The following is a 19,970-nucleotide window of genomic DNA, read 5'->3' on the forward strand; positions in this document are numbered from 1 at the left end:
TGCCCCCTTCAATTTCTGCATTCCCAGCGACGGTAGCGACAGGACCGCACATGGACAATCCCGAATGGGCGCGCATAGTGCGCAGCATGGAACAGAGCTCGGATATCCTGATCGTCGGCGGCGGCCTGAATGGCCCCGCTTTGGCTTTGGCACTGGCACAAACAGGGCACAGAGTTACCGTCATTGACGCGCTGGCCGAAAAGGTTCGCAAAAATGCGGCTTTTGACGGCAGAGCCTATGCGTTGGCCCTGGCCTCGCAGCGCCTGCTAGAGGCGATTGGGGTTTGGTCACGGGTTGCCAAACACGCCCAGCCAATGCTCGAAATCAAGGTCACCGATGGCCATGCAGGCGCTGGCCCGTCGCCGTTTTTCATGCATTTCGACCATGCCGAGATCGAAGAAGGTCCGATGGGCTTTATGGTCGAAGACCGCCACCTGCGCCGTGCCTTTCTGGACGCGATGGCCGCGGAAAAGGCCATTACCCAGATCAGCGGCAAGACGGTAGTGTCACAGCAGACCTCGGGAACAGGCGTCAGCCTGACATTGGATGATGGCGCGGTCGTCAAGGGTGCGCTGCTGATCGGATGCGATGGGCGTCGCAGCGGCACAGCGGAACGTGCCGGGATCAAACGCACAGGATGGGATTACGGGCAGACCGCGCTGGTCTGCGCCATCGAACATGACTTGCCGCATCACGGCATCGCGCATCAGTTCTTCATGCCACCCGGCCCTTTGGCCATTCTGCCTCTGACCGGCAATCGCAGCTCTATCGTCTGGAGCGAGCGAACAGAAATGGCCAAGCGCATCAACGCCCTGCCCGAGGAGGACTATCTGCAGGTCCTGCGCCCCAGATTCGGCGATTTCCTGGGCGAAATCCGTCTGGCCGGAGATCGGTTTACCTATCCGCTGAACCTGACCATCGCCAACTCTTTCATCGGAGAACGGATGGCACTGGTCGGAGACGCAGCCCATGGAATGCACCCGATTGCAGGCCAGGGCCTGAATGCGGGCCTGCGCGACGTGGGCGCTCTGGCCGAGGTGCTGACCCTGGCCGGACGGCGCGGGGAAGATATTAGTTCGCCACTGGTTTTGGAGCGTTTTCAGGAATGGCGACGGTTTGACACCGCGTCTTTGGCGATGGCGACGGATGTGTTCAACAAGCTGTTTTCCAACGACAATCCTCTACTACGGATCGGACGGGATATCGGGATGGGCGTCGTCGGGTCACTACCCGGCCTGCGTCGCGGTTTCGTGCGCGAGGCCGCCGGCCTGACCGGAGACCTGCCAAAACTACTGCAGGGTCGGGCGATCTAGTCCAGCTCGCGCGCCTCATCCACCAACATGACAGGAATGCCATTGCGGATCGGAAAGGCCAAACCCGCCGCTTTTGACACCAGTTCCTGCTTTTCAGCGTCATAATGCAGCGTTGTATGCGTCTTCGGACAAATTAGCGCCTCAAGCATGTGGCGGTCAAAAGCGTGTTCAACGGTGGTCATTGTAGTGTTTCCTCATTCGCTCCGCCGCGCATGGCGAATTCAATCAGTGTCACCAAAGTCTCGCGCCGGGTGCGCAAACAGGGAGCCTCTAGCAAGGCTTGTTTTTCTTCCGGATCAAAATCCAGCAACATCGACAGCGAATTCACAAGCAGTTCATCATTCGCGTCTTTCAACATATCCCAATCAGCCGACAACTTTCGCGACGAAAAGAACTTTTCCAACAGCTTCAAAAGCCCCACCCGATCAAACCCCTCGTCGTGCTCGACCTTGCCAAGATCACGGTCAAACCCGCGCCAGGTCACGTTACAACGGCGGTATGGGGTAAATGCATCCAACTCGGCCTGAATACGGAACCGGGAGATGCCAGTCAGAGTGATCAGATAGCGGCCGTCTTCAGTTTCGGAAAACTGCGTCACCCGCCCCGCGCAGCCAATTTGGTGCAGCTTGTTTTCGTTGCTTTGACAGGGATTCGGTTGAACCAACCCGATCAACCGTTCCTGGGTCTTCAAAGCGTCGTCCAGCATCTGCAGATAGCGCGGCTCAAATATATGCAGCGGCAAGCGCGATCGGGGCAGCAACAGCGCACCGGGCAAAGGGAAAACGGATACCGTTTCCGGCAGATCAGCGGGATGCATCATGTACCCGAGTGTAGCCCTGATCCAGAATTAGGCAAATATCATCGAGCTGAGCTTGCGCCGCCCGTTCAGAACAATCGGATCATTGGGTTTGAGCGCATCAAATATCGTGAACAGCTGAGACTTGGCCGCGCCTTCGTTCCATTCACGGTCACGGCGGAACATTTCCAGCAGCTGCGCCACCGCCTCTTCAACCTCGCCATTGGCATGCAGGGCCTGCGCCAGATCGAACCGTGCCTGATGATTGTCAGGATCGGCCTCAACCGCTGCGGTCAATTCGGCCACCGGGCCGGCATCTGCCGCTTGCTTGGCCAGTTCCAACTGTGCGTTTGCCGCTTCAAGCTCTGGCGATGTGGAAATCTCCGCCGGGGCACCGTTCAAAATTGCCTCGGCCTGCTCCAAATCGCCAGTGGCGATATGCGCGCGTACCAGCCCACCATAAGCGGTGGCGTGGTTCGGATCCTCACCCAGAATGGCAGCAAAGGTCTGAGCGGCATCCGCTGCGGCACCTTCGGTCAGCATTTCCTCGGCAGCCTCGACAGCATCGTCCAGTTGACCACCCGGGCTTTCGCCACCTGTCGCCTCGATCACGCGATCTACAAATGCTTTGATCTCGGATCCGGGCACTGCGCCCTGAAATCCGTCGATCGGTTGGCCTTTGTGAAAGGCATACACGGTCGGGATAGACTGAACGCGCATCTGTGAGGCGATCATCTGCGCCTCGTCCACGTTGATCTTGACCATCTTGACCGCACCCTTGGCGGCGGTCACGGCCTCTTCCAACAGCGGGCCAAGCGTTTTGCACGGGCCGCACCACGGCGCCCAGAAATCAACGATGACCGGCACGTCCTGCGATGTTTCGACCACATCCACCATGAAAGTTGCTTCGGTCCCGTCCTTGATCAGATCGGTGGCGGGGATGTCTGCGCCGTTCAGAAGGTCCATGGCTGTCACTCTTTCGATTAAACTTGCGCTCTATATGCAGTCGCTTGACCCGGAAACCAAGGGCAGAGTTTCACGTCAGACGTCAAAGGTCGCAAAGACCGGGGCGTGATCACTGGGCTTTTCCCACCCGCGCGCATTGCGCAGAACGCGGCTGGAATGGCCTGCATTCGAGATATCCGGGGTCGCCCAGACATGATCCAGCCGCCGCCCCTTGTCGGCCACGTCCCAATCCCGCGCGCGATAGGACCACCAGCTATAAAGCTGCCCTTCGGGGATGTCCTGCCGGGTGACATCGACCCAACCGCCTGCGTCCTGCGTTTCGGCCAAAGCCTCGACCTCGACCGGTGTATGCGAAACGACCTTGAGCAACTGTTTGTGCGACCAGACATCATCCTCACGCGGAGCGATATTCAGATCACCAACCAGAATGGATTTTTCCGGCTTTTCCGCGTGGAACCAGTCACGCATATCGGTCAGGTAATCCAGCTTCTGGCCAAACTTCTCATTCACCTCACGATCCGGCACATCCCCGCCCGCAGGCACATAGAAATTGTGGATCGTCACACCGTTTTCCAGCCGCCCCGCGATATGGCGCGCATGGCCGAGATCTGCGAAATCCATGTCGCCCGCCTCGACCATCGGCAGGCGAGACAGGATCGCAACGCCGTTGTAGCCCTTTTGCCCGCGCGCAACCATGTGAGTGTAACCCAGTTCGGCAAACCCTTCGGTGGGGATCTTGTCCACCGGAGACTTGCATTCCTGCAGGCACAGAACATCCGGTGCCTCTTCGCGCAACAATTTCAGCACGATAGGCTCGCGCAGACGGACCGAGTTGATGTTCCATGTGGCAAGAGTAAAAGGCATAGGGAATTCCTCTGTCGCGGTTGGCGCACCCTAACGCGGTGCTTTCACAGGTACCATCGTAAAAGAAATTATCAGGACGGATGCCCTGAGGATTGGGGCGCATCATCGCAAATCTCGTACCAATGCGGTTTCTCAGATACGGATTCGTGAAACTGGACTTTCAGATCAAACGGAGTGTCCAGCGCATTAGCCGCAATCGGAAAACTGTCCGCATCAGCCAGAATTTCACCAAGCGACGTCCCACAGGTATCGCAGAAACACCTGCCATATTTATAGGGCGGTTCAGGCTGGTAAGTGACAACACGGTCCTTACCGTCCAGCCAAACAACATCATCTTTCTTGACGAAGACAACAGTGCTTGCACCTGCCTTCCGACAACGCGAACAATGGCATGTTCCCATAACCGAAGGTTCACTGGTAAGTTGGAATTTTACGGCGCCACACAGGCAACTTCCATGAATCACTTTCGCCTCCAATTTTGCACTCCAGAAATAGAACATTACATGAACATATACTTTGTCGCAATCCGCTAGGAGCCGCAAAACATTTTGCAGCACAAACAAAAAAGGCCGGGCCATCAGGCCCGGCAGTCCAACAGGGAGGTACATGTCATTACCCGGACATGTACGGGTTGGGAGTAACTTAAAGATGTCTACAGGGTATCACTTTGATCCAAGTCAATCCACATCAAGTTACGATACCAAGCGATATCCTCCAGATTCTGTGACCAAAAGGCGCGCGTTGGATGGATCGGGCTCGATCTTCTGACGCAGGCGATAGATATGAGTTTCCAGCGTATGTGTGGTGACACCGGCATTATAGCCCCAGACCTCATGCAGCAGAATGTCACGGGCGACGACACCGTCGGCGGACCGGTACAGGAACTTGAGGATATTGGTTTCCTTCTCGGTCAGTCGAATCTTGCGGTCTTCGTCGGTGATCAGCATCTTCATCGCCGGCTTGAAAGTATAAGGCCCGAGCACAAATACCGCGTCTTCTGATTGTTCATGCTGGCGAAGCTGTGCACGGATACGTGCCAGAAGAACCGGAAACTTGAACGGCTTGGGAACATAGTCATTGGCACCGGCATCCAGACCCAGGATGGTGTCCGCGTCACTGTCATGACCGGTCAACATCAGGATCGGGCTTTTCACACCTTGCTTGCGCATCAGGCGGCACAGCTCGCGCCCATCCGTGTCGGGCAAGCCAACATCCAGAATGACCAGATCGTAAATCGCCTCGCGAGCCCGCTCCATGGCTGATGCCCCGTCCGACGCTTCGAATACATCAAAATCCTCGGTCATCACGAGCTGTTCGCTCAACGCTTCGCGCAGATCCTCATCATCATCCACTAGCAGGATTTTCTTTAGCTGTGCCATATCCGGTCCTCCTAAGCCCTTTTCCACCACTTGCGCGCGAAAGATGCAATCAACAAGGTTTGCTGCAACCGTTTCACGCCCTCGTGTCTCAGGATGAGGAATTGTTTCACATTTCCTTTTGATCAGGCTACATGAAGGGCTGATCGTTACAGGGTAACAACAGATGAGTCTTATCCCGGATATCTCGGAACTGCTTGCTCGGGCACGGGCTGACCTGCGCATGGGCTTGCCGGTCGCCCTGACGGATGACACCGGCTTTAGCGTACTGGCCATTGCGTCGGAAACGCTGAGCGCACAGCGGCTTGCCGACTTGCAAGGTCTGGGTGGCGATCCTGTAGTCGCAGTGACTGTCCGACGGGCCGAGACATTAAAGGCACGGGCCTATGACGGTGACCTGGCGCGTGTGATCGTTCCAGCAGATGCCGATGTTGCCTGGGTGCAGGCGGTGGCCGATCCCTCGGACGATCTGAACGCGCCTATGAAAGGCCCACTGATGACAGAGCGTCAGGGCAACGCCAATCTGCATCGCATTGCCATTGCTTTGACCAAGTCAGCCCACCTTCTGCCGGCGGCAATCGTTGTTCCTGTTCAAGATGGTCGAACCTTCGCTACTGCACATGGCCTGACATGTATTGACCATACCCGCGCCGCGCCACATCTGTCGGATCGAAGCCTTTTGAATGAGGTCGTGGCCGCCCGACTGCCGATGGAGGTATCCGAAGCCGGGCGCCTGCACGTTTTTCGCCCTGAAGATGGCGGCGAGGAACATTACGCAATAGAGATCGGCCGCCCCGACCGCAGCAAACCGGTATTGGCTCGGCTGCATTCGGCCTGCTTCACCGGTGATCTGATGGGCAGCTTGAAATGTGATTGCGGGCCACAACTGCGTGGGGCTCTGGCCCAGATGGGGTCTGAAGGGGCAGGAGTACTTCTGTATCTGAATCAGGAAGGCCGTGGGATTGGCTTGGCCAACAAGATGCGCGCCTATTTCCTGCAGGATCAAGGGTTCGATACAGTCGAGGCCAATCACCGTCTCGGGTTCGAGGATGACGAGCGCGATTTCCGTCTGGGCTCGGACATCCTGAAATTGCTCGGCTTCAGTTCCGTAAGGCTGTTGACCAACAACCCCGCCAAGATCGCGATGATGGAGAAGACCGGCATCGCCGTCACCGAGCGCGTCCCGTTGAAAGTCGGCGAAACTGCCCATAACCGCGACTATCTGGCCACCAAAGCAGCCAAGTCGGGACATTTGCTGTGACACCCGCAGATCTAGTTCTAACCCGCCGCGGCGTTCGTTTTCGCGGCGGGTATTTTCCCTGTTCGATCGGGAAAGGTGGGTTAAGCAACAGCAAGCGTGAGGGGGACGGCGCCACGCCGACCGGCTGCCTCAACATCGTTGGTATGCTGTACCGGCCCGACCGGCTCGCAAGACCGTCGCCTTGGGCCATCCCAATCGGTCCTCAGGACCTCTGGTCAGATGATGTGCAAGACACGCAGTACAATCATATGGTCAGCGCACCCTATCCTTTCAGCCACGAAAAACTCCGCCGCGCGGACCCGCTTTACGATCTGGTTCTGATCACTGACTGGAACTGGCCCAATGCGGTGGCCGGGCGCGGTTCAGCAATTTTCCTGCATCAATGGCGACGGCCCGGTTTTCCTACAGAAGGCTGCGTTGCCTTTCGGCGCGACCATCTGCGGTGGATCGCACGTCGAATCGAGCCAGGCACGCGGCTGATTATCCCTCAGGCTTAACTCGTTCACCGAAAATGGCCGAGCCGACGCGCACATGGGTCGCGCCAAGTGCAATGGCCTGCTCGAAATCGCTGCTCATCCCCATGGATAGCCCTTTCAGACCATTGCGTTCAGCTATCTTGGCAAGCAAGGCGAAATGCAGAGATGGCTCTTCCTCGACAGGCGGAATGCACATCAGGCCCTGAATCGGAAGGTCGAGCCCGCGGCAATCGGCAATAAATGCGTCTGCCTCAGTGGGCAGAATTCCTGCCTTTTGATCCTCTTCACCGGTATTGACCTGAATGAACAGGTCCGGGCAAGTGCCGACCTCTTGCGCAAGCCGGGCCAGAGTGCTGGCCAGTTTCGGACGATCAACGGAATGGATCGTGCTGAACAGCTCGAGCGCCTGGCGGGCTTTGTTCGTTTGCAAGGGGCCAATCAAATGCAAATCGACATCTGGATATTGCAGCTTGAATTCCGGCCATTTTCCGACGGCTTCTTGAACCCTGTTTTCACCGAAACAGCGATGCCCTAAAGCAAGCACTTCCGCTACACGCTCATTCGGCTGAACCTTTGACACGGCGATCAGCTTCACGGCCCCGACGTCCCGCCCCGAGGCAGTTTCGGCTTTGGTTATCCGGGCAGATATTTCTTGCAGCGACATTTGGGTCCTCGATCAGTTATGGGCGAAGAAAAACACTATGTCGGACAAAAAGAAAAGGGCAGGTCCGAAGACCTGCCCTTAAACCTTGCGGCTCAGATCAACTTAGAAGTTGAACTGTGCACCAAAGTCGGCACGTGTGGTCGAGTCGTCGCAGACGTCACAGTCGCTGACACCTACACCACCGCGCAGCGATACACCGCCACCCAGGTCGTAGATGGCGCCGATGCCGTACTGCTGCGTGTCCGCATCAGCGTTACCGTCACCGTAGGCGAAGGTCAGAGTGGTCGCGGCGCCAACATTGTAGGCACCCGATACACCCCAAGCAGTGCCGTCGGTCAGGTCGTTTTCGGTTTTATCGTCAGCAACAAACAGCGTACCCGAGAAGTCGCCGAATTCTGCACCCAGGGTGAAGACCAGCAGGCTTGGGTCGTCGCCAGCATCGCCCGCGTCAGTTTGACCATAGGCCAGCGCTGCAGTGATGTTGTTGAAGGTGTAAGTCGCGCTTACGTCCCAACGGTCAGCGCTCGTGGTGTTGCCACCGCCCTGGAAGATGGTCGCTTGATCGTACGACGCACCAAAGGCGAAGTCACCAACTGCGTACTGGAAGAACACAGCGTTCGAACCCGAACCGGTCGACGAGTAACCCAGGAAGCCATAGTCAACGGCAGAATACTGACCGATGAAGTTTTCCAGGCCAGGCTCGTTACCGTAGTAGTTTGCCAAGTTGTCGAAAGCACCAGCAACGTTGCCGGCGTCAACACGCAGACCACCGTAGATGACCGAGAAGCGCGCGCCGTTCAGGCCAGCCGAGTTGGCTTCGCCGGTGGACGAGTCTTCGTCAGCCTGCAGACGTACACGAGCCGAGAACTCAACGCCGCCATCGGTTTCGGCTGTGCCGTCGATGTTCAGGCGGAAGCGCGAGACCAGGATTGTGTCGTCAGTGTCGTTCGCGAACGCGTTCGCGTTCACGTTCACGTTCTGAACAGTTGCACTACTTGCTGTGGTTGTCGTGGTTGTTGTAGTGGTCGTGGTCGTGGTGGCCGCTGTGCGGTCCTCCTGATAACCAATACCAAAACGGCCGTAGCCGCTGAACTTAACTTCGGCCGCTGCAACACTTGCGGTTGCAATCAGTGCGGTCGATGCGAAGAGAACTTTTTTCATCTTGTTTCCCTCGGTTTCAAAAGTTTTTTAACTCGACACGTGCTTAGGCACATGTCTCAGCACGGGAACCGTTTCGCCCTTTTTGCCCCTGTCACGCAAGCTTGGCATAAAAACTGACGCGCATTGGCCTAGAATTGGTGCAAGGATGCCACAGTTTGATTTACCCACTGAATCAACCCCGAAGCCTGCTCTGGATGTGACATGATTAAGCTTGTTGACGAACCAGACCTTGTCTAGGAGTAACGTGAATAACCTAAAACCAACGAAACGGAACCTGTCCAACATGCGCCTGCAGACAATTTTCGGTTTGATCATAGTGACAGCCGCGGTGTCGGCTTGCGGACAGAATCGCAACGCAGAACCCAGTGCAACGCCACTCAATGTGGATGGCGGTCGCTCGGACGAGCGTGAGCTGAACGATCCGAATCGCTCAACGATCTGGGATGTATTCAACACCGCAGACGCCGAGCAGGTTACCAATGTGAACCGCTATCTGTGGGCTGCCTCGCTGGATGTCCTTAACTTTCTGCCTGTGCAGGAAGTCGATCCCTTTACCGGTGTAATCGTAACAGGTTACGGCACGCCTCCGGGTGGTGGACGGCAATACAGGGCCACAGTTCACATCAGCGATCCCGCCCTGGCGGCACGATCCTTGTCGGTTGCGCTGCAGACCAGCGGGGGTGCCCCGGTCAGCGCGGCAACCACACGCGCAATCGAAGATGCAATCCTGTCCCGCGCCCGTCAGCTGCGCATTGCGGACAACAAGCTCTAGCAACCCGCTTCAAATCGCAATATTACCACGCCGGGTTCATGCCCGGCGTTTTCATTACGAAGGACCGCACGATGTCGCGCTATTCGGCCACCGAAATCGAAGCAAAATGGCAAGAGGCCTGGGACAAGGCTGGAATCTTCACCGCCAACCACAAGGCGGACAAGCCGAAATATTATGTGCTTGAAATGTTCCCCTACCCGTCTGGCCGGATCCATATGGGACATGTGCGCAACTATACGATGGGCGACGTAATCGCGCGCCACAAGCTTGCGACCGGCCATAACGTGCTGCACCCGATGGGATGGGACGCGTTCGGGATGCCTGCAGAAAACGCTGCGATGGCTATTGGCGGTCACCCGAAAGACTGGACCTATGGCAACATCGCAGACATGCGCAGCCAGATGAAGCCTCTGGGCCTGTCCATCGACTGGTCCCGCGAATTCGCCACCTGTGACCCAGAATATTACGGCCAGCAACAGGCACTGTTTCTGGATATGCTGCAGGCCGGTCTGGTTTACCGCAAGAACGCGGTGGTGAACTGGGACCCGGTCGATATGACCGTACTGGCCAATGAACAAGTCGAAGGCGGGCGCGGCTGGCGTTCGGGCGCATTGGTTGAACGGCGCGAGCTGACGCAATGGTTCTTCAAGATCAGCGATTACTCTGAGGAATTGCTGGATGCGCTGAACACGCTGGAGAACTGGCCGGCAAAAGTGCGCCTGATGCAGGAAAACTGGATCGGCAAGTCGCGTGGATTGCAGTTTGGCTTTGAACGCGTCGATAGTGGTGAGCCAATCACCGTCTATACAACGCGCCCCGATACGCTGATGGGGGCGTCTTTCGTCGGCATCTCGCCGGACCATCCGATTGCCAAGCAACTTGAGGCCGAAAACCCCGAAGTGGCTGAGTTCGTTGCCGAATGCCGCAAGGGCGGCACCACAGAAGAGGCCATAGAGACCGCCGAAAAGCTGGGCTATGACACTGGTATCAAGGTCAAACACCCGCTGGATCCGAATTGGGAGCTGCCGGTCTGGATCGCCAATTTCATCCTGATGGATTACGGCACCGGCGCCATCTTTGCCTGCCCGGCCCACGACCAGCGCGACCTGGATTTCTGCCGTAAGTACGGTTTGCCCGTCGTCGACACGTTCTTTGCGCTTGATAATGACACACCGGTCGACAAAACCGCATACGTTCCGCCGAAAACCGAAAAAGTCCGCTGGGTAAACCATTTTGCCGGGCTGACCGACGCCACGGGTGATGACGCAATCAACACCACCGTCGATTTCGCCGAAAAAGCGGGTTGGGGCGAAGGCGTTACCAAATACCGTCTGCGCGATTGGGGTCTGTCGCGTCAGCGCTATTGGGGGTGCCCGATTCCCGTGGTGCATTGCGAATCCTGCGGCGTGGTGCCCGAAAAGAACGAAAACTTGCCGATCCGCCTGCCCGACGATGTCACTTTTGACAAACCGGGCAATCCTCTGGACCGCCACCCGACCTGGCGCGACTGCGCCTGCCCGTCTTGCGGTGCGCCATCCAAGCGAGAAACCGACACGATGGATACGTTCGTCGATTCGTCGTGGTATTTCGCCCGCTTTACGGCTCCGCACGCGGAAACGCCGACCGATCTGGCCGAGGCTGAATACTGGATGAATGTCGATCAATATATCGGCGGCATCGAACACGCTATCCTGCACTTGCTCTATTCCCGCTTCTTTGCGCGGGCGATGCAGATCACTGGCCATTTGCCGAAAAAGGCCATCGAGCCCTTTGATGCCTTGTTTACCCAAGGCATGGTCACGCACGAGATTTATCAAACCCGCGACGCCAATGGCCGTCCGGTCTATCACCTGCCCGAGGATGTGACCGACGGCAAACTCGCCGATGGCACGGAGGTCGAAATCATCCCCTCGGCCAAGATGTCGAAATCCAAGAAAAACGTGGTCGACCCGGTCAGCATTATCTCGGCCTTCGGCGCGGATACCGCGCGCTGGTTCGTGTTGTCCGATTCACCGCCCGAGCGGGATGTGGAGTGGACAGCATCAGGCGCAGAGGCTGCATTCAAGCACCTGAACCGTGTCTGGAACCTCTGCGACAAGATCGGCGCGATGGACCCCGAGGCAAAAGGCGACGGGGATCAAGACCTGCTGCGCGAGATGCACAAAGCCATCCATGATGTGACGCTTGGTGTTGAAAGCTTCGGCTTTAATGCCGCCATTGCAAAGCTCTATGCGTTTACCAATACGTTGGCAAAATCCAAAGCGGGTGCAGCGGCCCAAAAGCAGGCGATAAAGACGCTGGCACAGTTGATGTCGCCGATGACACCACATCTGGCCGAAGATATCTGGGCGCATCAGGGCGGCGAAGGTTTGATCGCAACAGCCCCCTGGCCTGTCGCGGACGAAGCTATGCTGGTCGATGACACTGTAACCCTGCCGATCCAGATCAACGGCAAACGCCGCGCGGAAATCAGCGTTCCAAAAGATATGGACAAGGCAGAGGTTGAAAAAATCGCGCTCAGCACCGAAGCTGTGCAAAAGGCACTGGACGGTGCCGCGCCGAAGAAAGTGATCGTTGTTCCAGGTCGGATCGTGAATGTCGTTGTTTAATCGCAGAAGCCTTTTGTTGATGCCGCTGGCTGCTTGCTTGCTGGCGGCCGCATGCGGGTTCCAACCCGTTTACGCGCCGGGCGGAACAGGTGAAGCATTGCATGGTAAAGTTGCTGTAACTGAGCCAAATTCCGTGGAAAGCTATTTGCTTGTCCAGAATTTGGAACAGCGGCTGGGCCGGGATGCGAGCGCACAAAAGCTGTATGATCTGGATGTTAAGGTTGCTACGGCCACGCAATCTGCAGCGATCACGACTACCAACGAGACGAACCGGTATACAATCGAAGGGCGCGCGGAATTTTCCCTCAGGTCCGCTGAAACCGGGCGGATTCTGGTATCAGGAAATGTCCATGATTTCGTGGGCTATTCCGCTGCAGGCTCAACCGTCTCGACGCTTGCGGACGAACGTGACGCGACCGAGCGGCTGATGATCATCCTGTCCGATCAAATCGTGAACCGCCTTTATGCAGCACCGGGCCTGACCCAATGAAGCTCAGCCCGCGCGAGGCTGAGGGGTATTTCGCCAAACCGGACGCGGGCAAGGCAGGGTTGTTGATTTACGGATCCGATGCGATGCGTGTGGCCTTGAAACGGCAACAGGTCTTGTCAGCCCTGCTGGGAGAAGGCGCCGAAGAGGAAATGCGCCTGACCCGAATGCCAGGTGGTGATCTGCGCGGGGAACCGGCACTGTTGCTGGACGCGGTCAAGGCTGTCGGGTTCTTCCCCGGCCCACGTGCAGTTTTCGTCGAAGATGCAACTGATGTCGCCGCCCCAGCCATCATTACCGCATTCGAGGATTGGGCAACGGGCGACGCTCAGATCATCGTGACTGCCGGGCAGCTCAAACCCAGCTCAAAGATCCGTAAGGCATTCGAGTCGCATCCCGCAGCCTATGCCGTTGGGATCTATGACGATCCGCCCTCTAGGGCCGAGGTTGAACGGGTTCTGGCACAGGCCGGAGTCAATAACATTCCACCGGATGCAATGTCGGCCATCACCGAACTTGCCACGGCCATCAGCCCCGGGGACTTTACGCAAACCATTGAAAAATTGTCTCTTTACAAGCGCGGAGACGATACTGAATTGGCTCTCGAAGATATCGAGGCCTGTGCACCCAGCTCGACCGAGGCCGCTCTGGACGATGTCCTGAACGTGGTCGCCGAAGGCAGAGCCGGAGAGATTAGCCCGCTGATACGACGGCTGCAATCGCAAGGTACAAATGCGGTCAGCCTGTGTATCGGAGCAACCCGGCACTTTCGAACGCTTTACGCCTGTGCCGCCGATCCCGGTGGTGCGGCACAGGGCGTCGGCAAGCTGCGCCCACCCGTCTATGGAAAGCGGCGTGATCGTATTCTGCGGCAAGCACAGGGATGGGGGGCACCCAAACTGCAGACCGCTTTGACCGTTCTGACTGATACGGATCTGTCATTGCGGTCAGCTGGGCAAACGGCCCCAGCCATGGCTTTGGTCGAACGTGCCATGATCCGTCTGGCGATGCTGGCAAAGTCGCGTTAAGCGGTCCGCGCCAGCCAGTTTGCAGCTGATCGCCCAGCCCATCGCCCTGTCGCCAGACAGGCAGTTAGCAGATAGCCACCGGTCGGAGCTTCCCAATCCAGCATCTCGCCGGCACAGAACATTCCGGGCCTGGATTTCAGCATCAACCCTTCGTCCAAAGCGCCTTGCCGAACACCTCCGACGGTTGAGATTGCCTCATCCATTGGCCGCAACCCCGCGTGGCTGAGGGGCAGAGATTTCAACGTTTCGACACTCAGACCGCTTCCCCTGTTCATCTCGTGATACAGAGCGATCTTTTGCGGAGACAGATGCAGAGATTTCTTCATCCATTGCGACTGCGTCGTCTTGGATTTCTTGGCTGCAATTTTCTGCTGCAAGGTAGCTGCATCCAGATCGGGAACCAGATCAACACTCAACGGCGCACCTTCTCGCAAAGCGGGCGTCAGGGAATAGAGCCCTCCGCCTTCAAGGCCTTTGGATGAAATCGTCGCCTCGCCGCGACTGATCACATCCCCGGCAGTCCACCCAACGGATTTGATCGCAGCGCCGAAATGCGGCTGCATATGTGCGCTCCAATCCACTGACAGGGCCGAGTTCGCCGGGGCAAATGGCGACAGGTCGACACCCGCCCCTTGCAACAGTGGGGCCCAAGCTCCATCCGATCCCAATCGCGCCCAGCTTGCGCCGCCCATGGCCAGAATCGTCGTGTCAGCCTCAATCTGCCGGTGACCTTCCGGAGTATCGAATTCCAGAGCATCGCCGTTCCATCCGGTCCACCGCCATCGGGTTTTGATTTGCACACCAGCCGCATCAAGACGCCCCAGCCAAGCCCGCAACAGAGGTGAGGCCTTCATAGCCTTTGGAAACACCCGCCCCGTTGAGCCTGTAAATACCTCTTGTCCCAGATCACGCGCCCAGTCCTGAACGGCGGCAGCATCAAATTCCGCCACCAAAGGGCGTAGCCACTCAGCGGCGGGTCCATAAGACAACAAAAGTGTTTCGAGCGGTTCATTCTTGGTTAGGTTCAGGCCAGACTTCCCTGCCATCAAGAGCTTTCGGGCAACCGAGGGTTTGGCCTCGGCCACCAGCACATCATGACCTGCGGCGGCAAGTTCACCCGCCGCCATCAGGCCCGCTGGCCCGCCTCCGATCACGACGGCTTGTGCCATTGCTGTCCTCTTGCCTTTCGCGCCCTGCGGCGCGACGTTACGCTGATATGACCGACCGCGACCCGATCTGCCCCCTCTGCGACCGGCCGATCCCCGATGGGAACGGCAGCCTGCACCATCTGATCCCAAAACTGAAAGGGGGCAAGGGCGGCCCCACGGTTTTTCTGCATGTGATCTGCCACAAAGAGATCCACGCCACCCTGACCGAAGCGGAGCTGGCACGGGATTTCAATACGATCGAAGCTTTGCGCGCCCACCCTCGCCTAGAAAGATTTCTGAGCTGGATTCGCAAACGGCCCCCTGATTTTCGATCCAGAGTGCCGGGAAAACGGCGTCGTCGGTAATCAGCCCGGCAGGACAGGGTCGCCAAAAGCATCATGGCCGGGCTGGGTCAGGCCCTGCATCTCAAGCCCTCGGAAATCGGGGGTCCGAGCAAACGTAGCACCTGCGCTGTGCTGAAACTCGAGCGTGGTATAGGGGCGTTTCCAAAGCCATTCGCGGTTCTCAACAGACCACAGGTCGGCATTAGGGGGAACCTCGTCGGTGAAAGCATAAAAGTGCAGATCGAACCCATATTGTGCCACATCCTGCACAGATAGCAGCTGCATCCCCTGTGCACGACAAAAGGCATCCTCGGCCGCGATATTCCCGGTGCGCAAGGTGATCTGTCCAATACGCGCATCCGCGAAAGGGGTCTTGGGATCGGCGATACCGTCCGGGCGATTGCCACGGAAATCGTGTTGCAGCAGTTCGATCACGAAACCCTCGGGATCAGTCAGGTGGCACATATAGCCGATATCCAGAAACTGGTCCGGCTCTGAAACCTCGATGCCTTTTTCGCGCAAAAAAGCGGCAGCCAGATCAACATCCGGCAGGGTGATGCCGATCTTCCAATATCTCTGGCCCCGATCATGTGTGTACCCGCCGCCGCCCGGCATCAAAAGCAGATCGGCATCCTGCCCGGCATATCCCAATCGAAGGCTTGCGCCCTGCCGGCGTGCAGTCATACCCATTGCATCCCTGTAAAACTCGGAAAGACGATCCGTGTCAGCCACGCGCAGACGCAGGGCAGACAACCTCATGAACATAACCGCGCGATACCGGTCGCAATTTCAGGATTGGCGGCGACGCTGTCAGCCACCAGATCAAGGGAGGTCTGCATCAGGTCTTCAGGTGCAACTACGCGATCGACCAGCCCAAAGGCATAAGCCTCATCCGCAGTGATCTTTTGCCCGGCCATCAAGATCATCTTTGTCCGAGCCGGACCGATCAGGGCCGCCATGCGTGCGGGATCGGAGGGTTGTGGCAGAAAACCCAGCTTCATCACCGGATAAAAGAACTTGGCTTCCGGTACGGCAATGCGGATATCGCAGGCCAGAACCATGCCATTGGCCCCACCAGCCAGCGTTCCATTCAGTGCGGCAACCGTCAGGCAGGGTAACGCGGCGATAGCAGCCGACAACCGCTCCCACAGATCCGAGGTCGCCAGGCCGGCGCGCGCCTCTTCCAGATCGGCGCCGGCGCTGAACACTTTGCCAGCCCCGGTCAGGATCAGCGCACTTGCGCCGGTCGCGGCCTCGGCAATCTCGCACAGCTCGGTCAGCATCGCACCGGTCAGCGCATTTGCCTTGTCGGGGTTGTTGAGCGTGACTGTCCACAGCCCGTCCGCCTTGTTCAATTCAATCACGTCAATCCAACCCTTTGCCGAATATCCTCACGTCGCAGCGAAATTTCGGTGCCTAGAAACTCATCCGCGTCTGACGAACACATCCACAACAGCGCCCGCGCCGGCCAATCGGCGGGGATATGATCGGTCCAATCCAACTGGCTGACGGCGTTGATCCCGCTGGCCTTGATGACCCGCTGCATATCGGTTGCAACCGTGCCGGGCGACAGGCCCATGGCGCGGATCCCATGGGAGGATTCTTCAAGATGCAGACATTCCGTCAGCATCTTGGCCCCTGCCTTCGAGGCGCAATAATGGCTCCAGGCCTCGACTGGGTTCGACGCCGCACCGGAAGAGACCGTCAGGACAGTGCCGCCACCCGCGGCACGCATGACCGGCAGCGCGGCGCGCATTCCATGAAATACGCCCTTGAGGTTGATGTCGATCGCTTTACCCCAGGACGCGACATCGGCGCTGGATAAATGGAAAATCGGGTCAATGACACCAGCATTGCCTATCAGAACATCCAGCCCGCCAAACTTGTTTACGCACTCTGCCACGGCCAGCTCGACCTGGGCGAAGTCACTGACGTCGCAGGCCAGTGCAATAGCGTTTTCACCAAGCGACGACGCCAGTACCTGAATTTGATCCCGATTACGCGCCACTAGCACGACATTAGCCCCTGCTGCGGCAAATACGCGCCCTGCCTCGGCCCCGATGCCGCGACTGGCCCCAGTGATCAGTACGGTTTTCCCCTGCATAAGGTTCCAGTACCTCCATTGTCCTGAGAATTAATGAACCTCTATCCTGCGAACGGGGAATGGGTCCAGCCCTTCCCCCTTGACGCCCGCCGCCACCGGCATCACCATGCGCGCAAATTTGATCAAGAAGGGTTCTATGATGTCCGTTTTTCTCCGCCGCACCTGCGGCGCAGTTCTGGCCTACACTGTCATTTCGCAGGGGGCGCTTGCCGACGTTACTCCACAGGAAGTCTGGGATGACTGGCAGTCCTATCTGGCGCAGATGGGCTATACTGTTTCAGGTGACCAGACAGATACCGGCAATGGTATCACCATCGAAAACCTGACGATGTCGATGGACCTCCCGGAAGAAGAGGGATCGTTCAGCATGGCCATGCCTGAAATGACCCTCACCGACAATGGCGACGGTAGCGTCAATATTGGTGTCCCGGAAAGTTTCCCCATGACCGTCACCGGCAATGTCGATGGTCAGGACGAGTCATTTACAGTCGATATCGAATACGTCCACAGCGGGCTTGTTATGACCGTCTCTGGCGATCCGGATGATGTGACTTACGATTACTCTGCAGACAGCCTTGGAATCAAACTGGGTAACATCGAAGTCGACGGTGAAACGTTGCCGCCCGAAGTGGTTGGTGGCTACCTTGAAATGGCAGATGTGAGCGGCAGCTCGCAAATGAAGATCGGCGAAAACCGCGATATCGACCAAAGCTTTACCGCATCAGAGATGACCTACAGCTTGGCATTTCAGGATCCCGAAAGCGAAGACGCCGGGAAATTCGACGGCACGCTTGGCGATCTGGCCTTCGACGGCACCAGCATTATCCCTTCAGATTTCAATTTCTCTGACCCGCAGGCATTCTATGACGCTGGCTTTGCCTTCTCGGGTCTCTTTACTTACGGATCGGGCCAGTCTTCGATGGCGGGCAGCAGCGAAGGCGAAGACTTTTCGATGGCCAGCGAATCCGAAGGCGGACGGCTTTCCGGCAGCATCGACGCCAACCGAATTGCTTATGACGTCGAACAAAACAGCGCCAAAGTTGCTGTAACAACGGCGGAACTGCCCTTTCCAATCGAAATTGCCATGGAAAGTGGCGGTTTCAAGTTCGAATTCCCGGTACAGGAATCCGAAGAGATTCAACCCTTTGGGCTGGCGATAAACTTGACGGACTTCACTATGTCAGACGTGCTGTGGAGCATTTTTGACCCCGCAGCCGCCCTGCCACGCGATCCGGCCACGATTGCGCTGGACCTTTCCGGTACGGCCAAAGTGCTGACCAACTTCTTTGACCCCGAGGCCGTAGAGGCGCTTGAGTTTGCGGACGAAGCGCCGGGTGAATTGCACTCTCTGACGATCAACGAGTTGCTGGTCTCTATGGTCGGTGCGGAACTGTCCGGCGATGGCGACTTCACCTTCGACAATTCCAACACTGAGGAACTGGGCGGTCTGCCGACCCCCGCTGGCGTTGCGAACCTGCAACTGGTTGGTGCGAATGCCCTGATCGACACTCTGATCGGTATGGGTCTGATTGCCGAGCAAGACGCAATGGGCGCGCGAATGATGATGGGTCTCATGGCAGTGCCAGGGGAAGAGCCCGACACGCTGAATTCGACAATCGAGTTCAAGGAAGATGGTCAAATTCTGGCCAATGGACAGCGCATCAAATAAAAGAAACAGGGAAGGCGGCCCGGCTGCCTTCCCTGTTTACGACGAGCGCCGGCGAACACGCCGGAACAGCACCGACCCACCGCTGCTGACACGTTGATCGTAGGCAAACCCAAGTGCCGACAGATGATCGAAACAAGCCTTGATCCCGTGCAATCCGATCTTACGGGTGTGGACCTCAAGATAGACTTTCTGGACATTCACAAGATCGACCCCGTCGAACAGAAACTTCTCGCCCCCTTCGATATCGACGATCAGCACGTTGGCTTCAAAGTCCCGCAGAATTTCTGACAGAGGACGTTCCGGCACGCTGACCTCTCTGACATAGTCAGGATCAGGGTCCAGAGATGAGGACCAGAACGGTTCACGTATGTAAAATCGGGCGGTTCCGGGAACCCGTGTATCGCCGAGAGCAACCGCGTTCACCACCTCGACATTCGCAATGTCATTTGCCTTGTGGACACGGCCGATGAATTCACACAGCGTCGGGTTCGCCTCGATGCACTTTGCGTGGCGTACACCAAGTTGTGTCACCAGATAGGATGAGATGAAGCCGATCCCAGCGCCCAGCTCTACCACGCGATCCTTCGGGTCGATAAATTTCGGCAGACCGGTCACTTCGTCTTTTTCGTAACGCTCGGCCAGGATTGAACGCTTGACCTTAGGCGTAATGATCTGCGGATCATCGGGGATCGTAACCCCGCGCAGCGATAGATTGTTCTGCATGTTCTGGCCTGCCCGTTCTTCCTGCCCAGTCGTCTCATTCTCATCCACTTGGATCAACTACTAACCTACGGCTACGGACAAAACAGCGGAATTATTGCAGCCACATGCGAAATTCGCCTTTCTGGCCTTTCTGCAAACCCCCGAAAATGACCGCAGGTCTTGCGGGACGGACGGGCGGACGATAGGTCCAAAGAAACAAGACCGGAGGC

Annotated in this window: 22 protein-coding genes; 9 read left to right on the plus strand and 13 right to left on the minus strand. The window is 57.4% G+C overall.

The features are described 5' to 3' along the window. Nucleotides 1–86: 86 nt before the first annotated feature. On the plus strand, nt 87–1,313 hold the full coding sequence (locus AC2FHW_RS09640) for an FAD-dependent monooxygenase (RefSeq protein WP_142637272.1): 1,227 nt from the start codon (nt 87–89) through the stop codon (nt 1,311–1,313). On the opposite strand, the gene AC2FHW_RS09645 is transcribed toward AC2FHW_RS09640, so the two are convergent. The 6 genes from AC2FHW_RS09645 to AC2FHW_RS09670 all read right to left on the minus strand — a co-directional run bounded on the left by AC2FHW_RS09645 (nt 1,310) and on the right by AC2FHW_RS09670 (nt 5,318). After that, nucleotides 1,310–1,495: a Trm112 family protein gene (locus tag AC2FHW_RS09645; protein WP_142637084.1), complete on the minus strand. Its 186-nt coding sequence runs from the start codon at nt 1,493–1,495 to the stop codon at nt 1,310–1,312. The two genes, AC2FHW_RS09640 and AC2FHW_RS09645, sit on opposite strands and share 4 nt — an antisense overlap. Next, the gene (locus AC2FHW_RS09650; protein WP_142637086.1) at nt 1,492–2,133 is read right to left on the minus strand and encodes an LON peptidase substrate-binding domain-containing protein; all 642 of its coding nucleotides are present in this window, start codon (nt 2,131–2,133) and stop codon (nt 1,492–1,494) included. The genes AC2FHW_RS09645 and AC2FHW_RS09650 overlap by 4 nt, the downstream gene beginning before the upstream one ends. A gap of 27 nt (nt 2,134–2,160) precedes the next feature. Continuing rightward, entirely contained in the window at nt 2,161–3,075 is a 915-nt protein-coding gene (trxA, locus tag AC2FHW_RS09655) for a thioredoxin (protein ID WP_271949678.1), read from the minus strand. 75 nt (nt 3,076–3,150) lie between these two features. Continuing rightward, complete coding sequence (locus AC2FHW_RS09660) at nt 3,151–3,939, minus strand: exodeoxyribonuclease III (protein WP_142637090.1); 789 nt, start codon at nt 3,937–3,939, stop codon at nt 3,151–3,153. Nucleotides 3,940–4,010: 71 nt separating this feature from the next. Next, nucleotides 4,011–4,403: a GFA family protein gene (locus AC2FHW_RS09665; RefSeq protein ID WP_271949675.1), complete on the minus strand. Its 393-nt coding sequence runs from the start codon at nt 4,401–4,403 to the stop codon at nt 4,011–4,013. A 228-nt stretch (nt 4,404–4,631) separates the two neighbouring features. Then, the gene (locus tag AC2FHW_RS09670) at nt 4,632–5,318 is read right to left on the minus strand and encodes a response regulator transcription factor (RefSeq protein WP_142637092.1); all 687 of its coding nucleotides are present in this window, start codon (nt 5,316–5,318) and stop codon (nt 4,632–4,634) included. A 163-nt stretch (nt 5,319–5,481) separates the two neighbouring features. Between AC2FHW_RS09670 and ribA the strand changes: the two genes are divergently transcribed. Both ribA and AC2FHW_RS09680 read left to right on the plus strand, forming a co-directional pair. After that, nucleotides 5,482–6,576: a GTP cyclohydrolase II gene (ribA, locus tag AC2FHW_RS09675; protein ID WP_271949672.1), complete on the plus strand. Its 1,095-nt coding sequence runs from the start codon at nt 5,482–5,484 to the stop codon at nt 6,574–6,576. Further along, on the plus strand, nt 6,573–7,073 hold the full coding sequence (locus AC2FHW_RS09680) for a L,D-transpeptidase family protein (RefSeq protein WP_142637097.1): 501 nt from the start codon (nt 6,573–6,575) through the stop codon (nt 7,071–7,073). The genes ribA and AC2FHW_RS09680 overlap by 4 nt, the downstream gene beginning before the upstream one ends. Here AC2FHW_RS09680 and AC2FHW_RS09685 read toward each other — a convergent pair. Together AC2FHW_RS09685 and AC2FHW_RS09690 are read right to left on the minus strand one after the other, a co-directional pair. Then, nucleotides 7,057–7,716, minus strand: coding sequence for a YggS family pyridoxal phosphate-dependent enzyme (locus AC2FHW_RS09685; RefSeq protein ID WP_271949668.1), 660 nt, complete (start codon nt 7,714–7,716; stop codon nt 7,057–7,059). The genes AC2FHW_RS09680 and AC2FHW_RS09685 overlap by 17 nt on opposite strands. A 102-nt stretch (nt 7,717–7,818) precedes the next feature. Further along, nucleotides 7,819–8,877 (minus strand): porin, encoded by a 1,059-nt coding sequence (locus AC2FHW_RS09690; RefSeq protein ID WP_142637101.1) that lies wholly within the window; start codon nt 8,875–8,877, stop codon nt 7,819–7,821. A gap of 283 nt (nt 8,878–9,160) precedes the next feature. Here AC2FHW_RS09690 and AC2FHW_RS09695 point away from each other — a divergent pair, with 283 nt between their 5' ends. The 4 genes from AC2FHW_RS09695 to holA all read left to right on the plus strand — a co-directional run bounded on the left by AC2FHW_RS09695 (nt 9,161) and on the right by holA (nt 13,773). Continuing rightward, the gene (locus tag AC2FHW_RS09695; protein ID WP_142637277.1) at nt 9,161–9,649 is read left to right on the plus strand and encodes a DUF3576 domain-containing protein; all 489 of its coding nucleotides are present in this window, start codon (nt 9,161–9,163) and stop codon (nt 9,647–9,649) included. Nucleotides 9,650–9,720: 71 nt separating this feature from the next. After that, complete coding sequence (gene leuS / locus AC2FHW_RS09700) at nt 9,721–12,258, plus strand: leucine--tRNA ligase (RefSeq protein WP_282027819.1); 2,538 nt, start codon at nt 9,721–9,723, stop codon at nt 12,256–12,258. Beyond that, complete coding sequence (gene lptE, locus AC2FHW_RS09705; RefSeq protein ID WP_142637105.1) at nt 12,245–12,748, plus strand: LPS assembly lipoprotein LptE; 504 nt, start codon at nt 12,245–12,247, stop codon at nt 12,746–12,748. Before leuS ends, lptE begins: the two co-directional genes overlap by 14 nt. Continuing rightward, a complete protein-coding gene (holA, locus tag AC2FHW_RS09710) occupies nt 12,745–13,773 on the plus strand; it encodes a DNA polymerase III subunit delta (protein WP_271949662.1) in 1,029 nt (342 codons plus the stop codon). Before lptE ends, holA begins: the two co-directional genes overlap by 4 nt. Here the strand turns inward: holA and AC2FHW_RS09715 are convergent. Beyond that, nucleotides 13,770–14,942: a TIGR03862 family flavoprotein gene (locus tag AC2FHW_RS09715; RefSeq protein ID WP_271949660.1), complete on the minus strand. Its 1,173-nt coding sequence runs from the start codon at nt 14,940–14,942 to the stop codon at nt 13,770–13,772. The genes holA and AC2FHW_RS09715 overlap by 4 nt on opposite strands. A gap of 47 nt (nt 14,943–14,989) precedes the next feature. On the opposite strand from AC2FHW_RS09715, the gene AC2FHW_RS09720 reads away from it, so the two are divergent. After that, nucleotides 14,990–15,286, plus strand: coding sequence for an HNH endonuclease (locus tag AC2FHW_RS09720; RefSeq protein ID WP_271949658.1), 297 nt, complete (start codon nt 14,990–14,992; stop codon nt 15,284–15,286). On the opposite strand, the gene AC2FHW_RS09725 is transcribed toward AC2FHW_RS09720, so the two are convergent. From AC2FHW_RS09725 to AC2FHW_RS09735, 3 genes are read right to left on the minus strand one after another with little or no spacing between them, the layout of a single operon-like run. Beyond that, on the minus strand, nt 15,287–16,024 hold the full coding sequence (locus AC2FHW_RS09725) for a VOC family protein (protein WP_271949656.1): 738 nt from the start codon (nt 16,022–16,024) through the stop codon (nt 15,287–15,289). Continuing rightward, nucleotides 16,021–16,629 (minus strand): enoyl-CoA hydratase/isomerase family protein, encoded by a 609-nt coding sequence (locus AC2FHW_RS09730; protein WP_271949654.1) that lies wholly within the window; start codon nt 16,627–16,629, stop codon nt 16,021–16,023. The genes AC2FHW_RS09725 and AC2FHW_RS09730 overlap by 4 nt, the downstream gene beginning before the upstream one ends. Beyond that, the gene (locus AC2FHW_RS09735) at nt 16,626–17,369 is read right to left on the minus strand and encodes an SDR family oxidoreductase (RefSeq protein ID WP_271949652.1); all 744 of its coding nucleotides are present in this window, start codon (nt 17,367–17,369) and stop codon (nt 16,626–16,628) included. Before AC2FHW_RS09735 ends, AC2FHW_RS09730 begins: the two co-directional genes overlap by 4 nt. 139 nt (nt 17,370–17,508) lie before the next feature. On the opposite strand from AC2FHW_RS09735, the gene AC2FHW_RS09740 reads away from it, so the two are divergent. Beyond that, a complete protein-coding gene (locus AC2FHW_RS09740) occupies nt 17,509–19,038 on the plus strand; it encodes a DUF2125 domain-containing protein (RefSeq protein WP_271949649.1) in 1,530 nt (509 codons plus the stop codon). 36 nt (nt 19,039–19,074) lie between these two features. Here the strand turns inward: AC2FHW_RS09740 and AC2FHW_RS09745 are convergent, their stop codons facing one another. Then, on the minus strand, nt 19,075–19,809 hold the full coding sequence (locus tag AC2FHW_RS09745; protein WP_496821840.1) for an FkbM family methyltransferase: 735 nt from the start codon (nt 19,807–19,809) through the stop codon (nt 19,075–19,077). Nucleotides 19,810–19,970 lie beyond the last annotated feature (161 nt).

Source organism: Ruegeria sp. YTSA108, from assembly GCF_059610185.1.

What these genes read in the sequence shown, in the direction of transcription:
- AC2FHW_RS09640 (WP_142637272.1), top strand. Translation starts at nt 87, where the DNA reads ATGGAACAGAGCTCGGATATCCTGATCGTCGGCGGCGGCCTGAATGGC.
- AC2FHW_RS09645 (WP_142637084.1), bottom strand. Translation starts at nt 1,495, where the DNA reads ATGACCACCGTTGAACACGCTTTTGACCGCCACATGCTTGAGGCGCTA.
- AC2FHW_RS09650 (WP_142637086.1), bottom strand. Translation starts at nt 2,133, where the DNA reads ATGATGCATCCCGCTGATCTGCCGGAAACGGTATCCGTTTTCCCTTTG.
- trxA (WP_271949678.1), bottom strand. Translation starts at nt 3,075, where the DNA reads ATGGACCTTCTGAACGGCGCAGACATCCCCGCCACCGATCTGATCAAG.
- AC2FHW_RS09660 (WP_142637090.1), bottom strand. Translation starts at nt 3,939, where the DNA reads ATGCCTTTTACTCTTGCCACATGGAACATCAACTCGGTCCGTCTGCGC.
- AC2FHW_RS09670 (WP_142637092.1), bottom strand. Translation starts at nt 5,318, where the DNA reads ATGGCACAGCTAAAGAAAATCCTGCTAGTGGATGATGATGAGGATCTG.
- ribA (WP_271949672.1), top strand. Translation starts at nt 5,482, where the DNA reads ATGAGTCTTATCCCGGATATCTCGGAACTGCTTGCTCGGGCACGGGCT.
- AC2FHW_RS09685 (WP_271949668.1), bottom strand. Translation starts at nt 7,716, where the DNA reads ATGTCGCTGCAAGAAATATCTGCCCGGATAACCAAAGCCGAAACTGCC.
- AC2FHW_RS09690 (WP_142637101.1), bottom strand. Translation starts at nt 8,877, where the DNA reads ATGAAAAAAGTTCTCTTCGCATCGACCGCACTGATTGCAACCGCAAGT.
- AC2FHW_RS09695 (WP_142637277.1), top strand. Translation starts at nt 9,161, where the DNA reads ATGCGCCTGCAGACAATTTTCGGTTTGATCATAGTGACAGCCGCGGTG.
- leuS (WP_282027819.1), top strand. Translation starts at nt 9,721, where the DNA reads ATGTCGCGCTATTCGGCCACCGAAATCGAAGCAAAATGGCAAGAGGCC.
- lptE (WP_142637105.1), top strand. Translation starts at nt 12,245, where the DNA reads ATGTCGTTGTTTAATCGCAGAAGCCTTTTGTTGATGCCGCTGGCTGCT.
- holA (WP_271949662.1), top strand. Translation starts at nt 12,745, where the DNA reads ATGAAGCTCAGCCCGCGCGAGGCTGAGGGGTATTTCGCCAAACCGGAC.
- AC2FHW_RS09715 (WP_271949660.1), bottom strand. Translation starts at nt 14,942, where the DNA reads ATGGCACAAGCCGTCGTGATCGGAGGCGGGCCAGCGGGCCTGATGGCG.
- AC2FHW_RS09720 (WP_271949658.1), top strand. Translation starts at nt 14,990, where the DNA reads ATGACCGACCGCGACCCGATCTGCCCCCTCTGCGACCGGCCGATCCCC.
- AC2FHW_RS09725 (WP_271949656.1), bottom strand. Translation starts at nt 16,024, where the DNA reads ATGAGGTTGTCTGCCCTGCGTCTGCGCGTGGCTGACACGGATCGTCTT.
- AC2FHW_RS09735 (WP_271949652.1), bottom strand. Translation starts at nt 17,369, where the DNA reads ATGCAGGGGAAAACCGTACTGATCACTGGGGCCAGTCGCGGCATCGGG.
- AC2FHW_RS09740 (WP_271949649.1), top strand. Translation starts at nt 17,509, where the DNA reads ATGTCCGTTTTTCTCCGCCGCACCTGCGGCGCAGTTCTGGCCTACACT.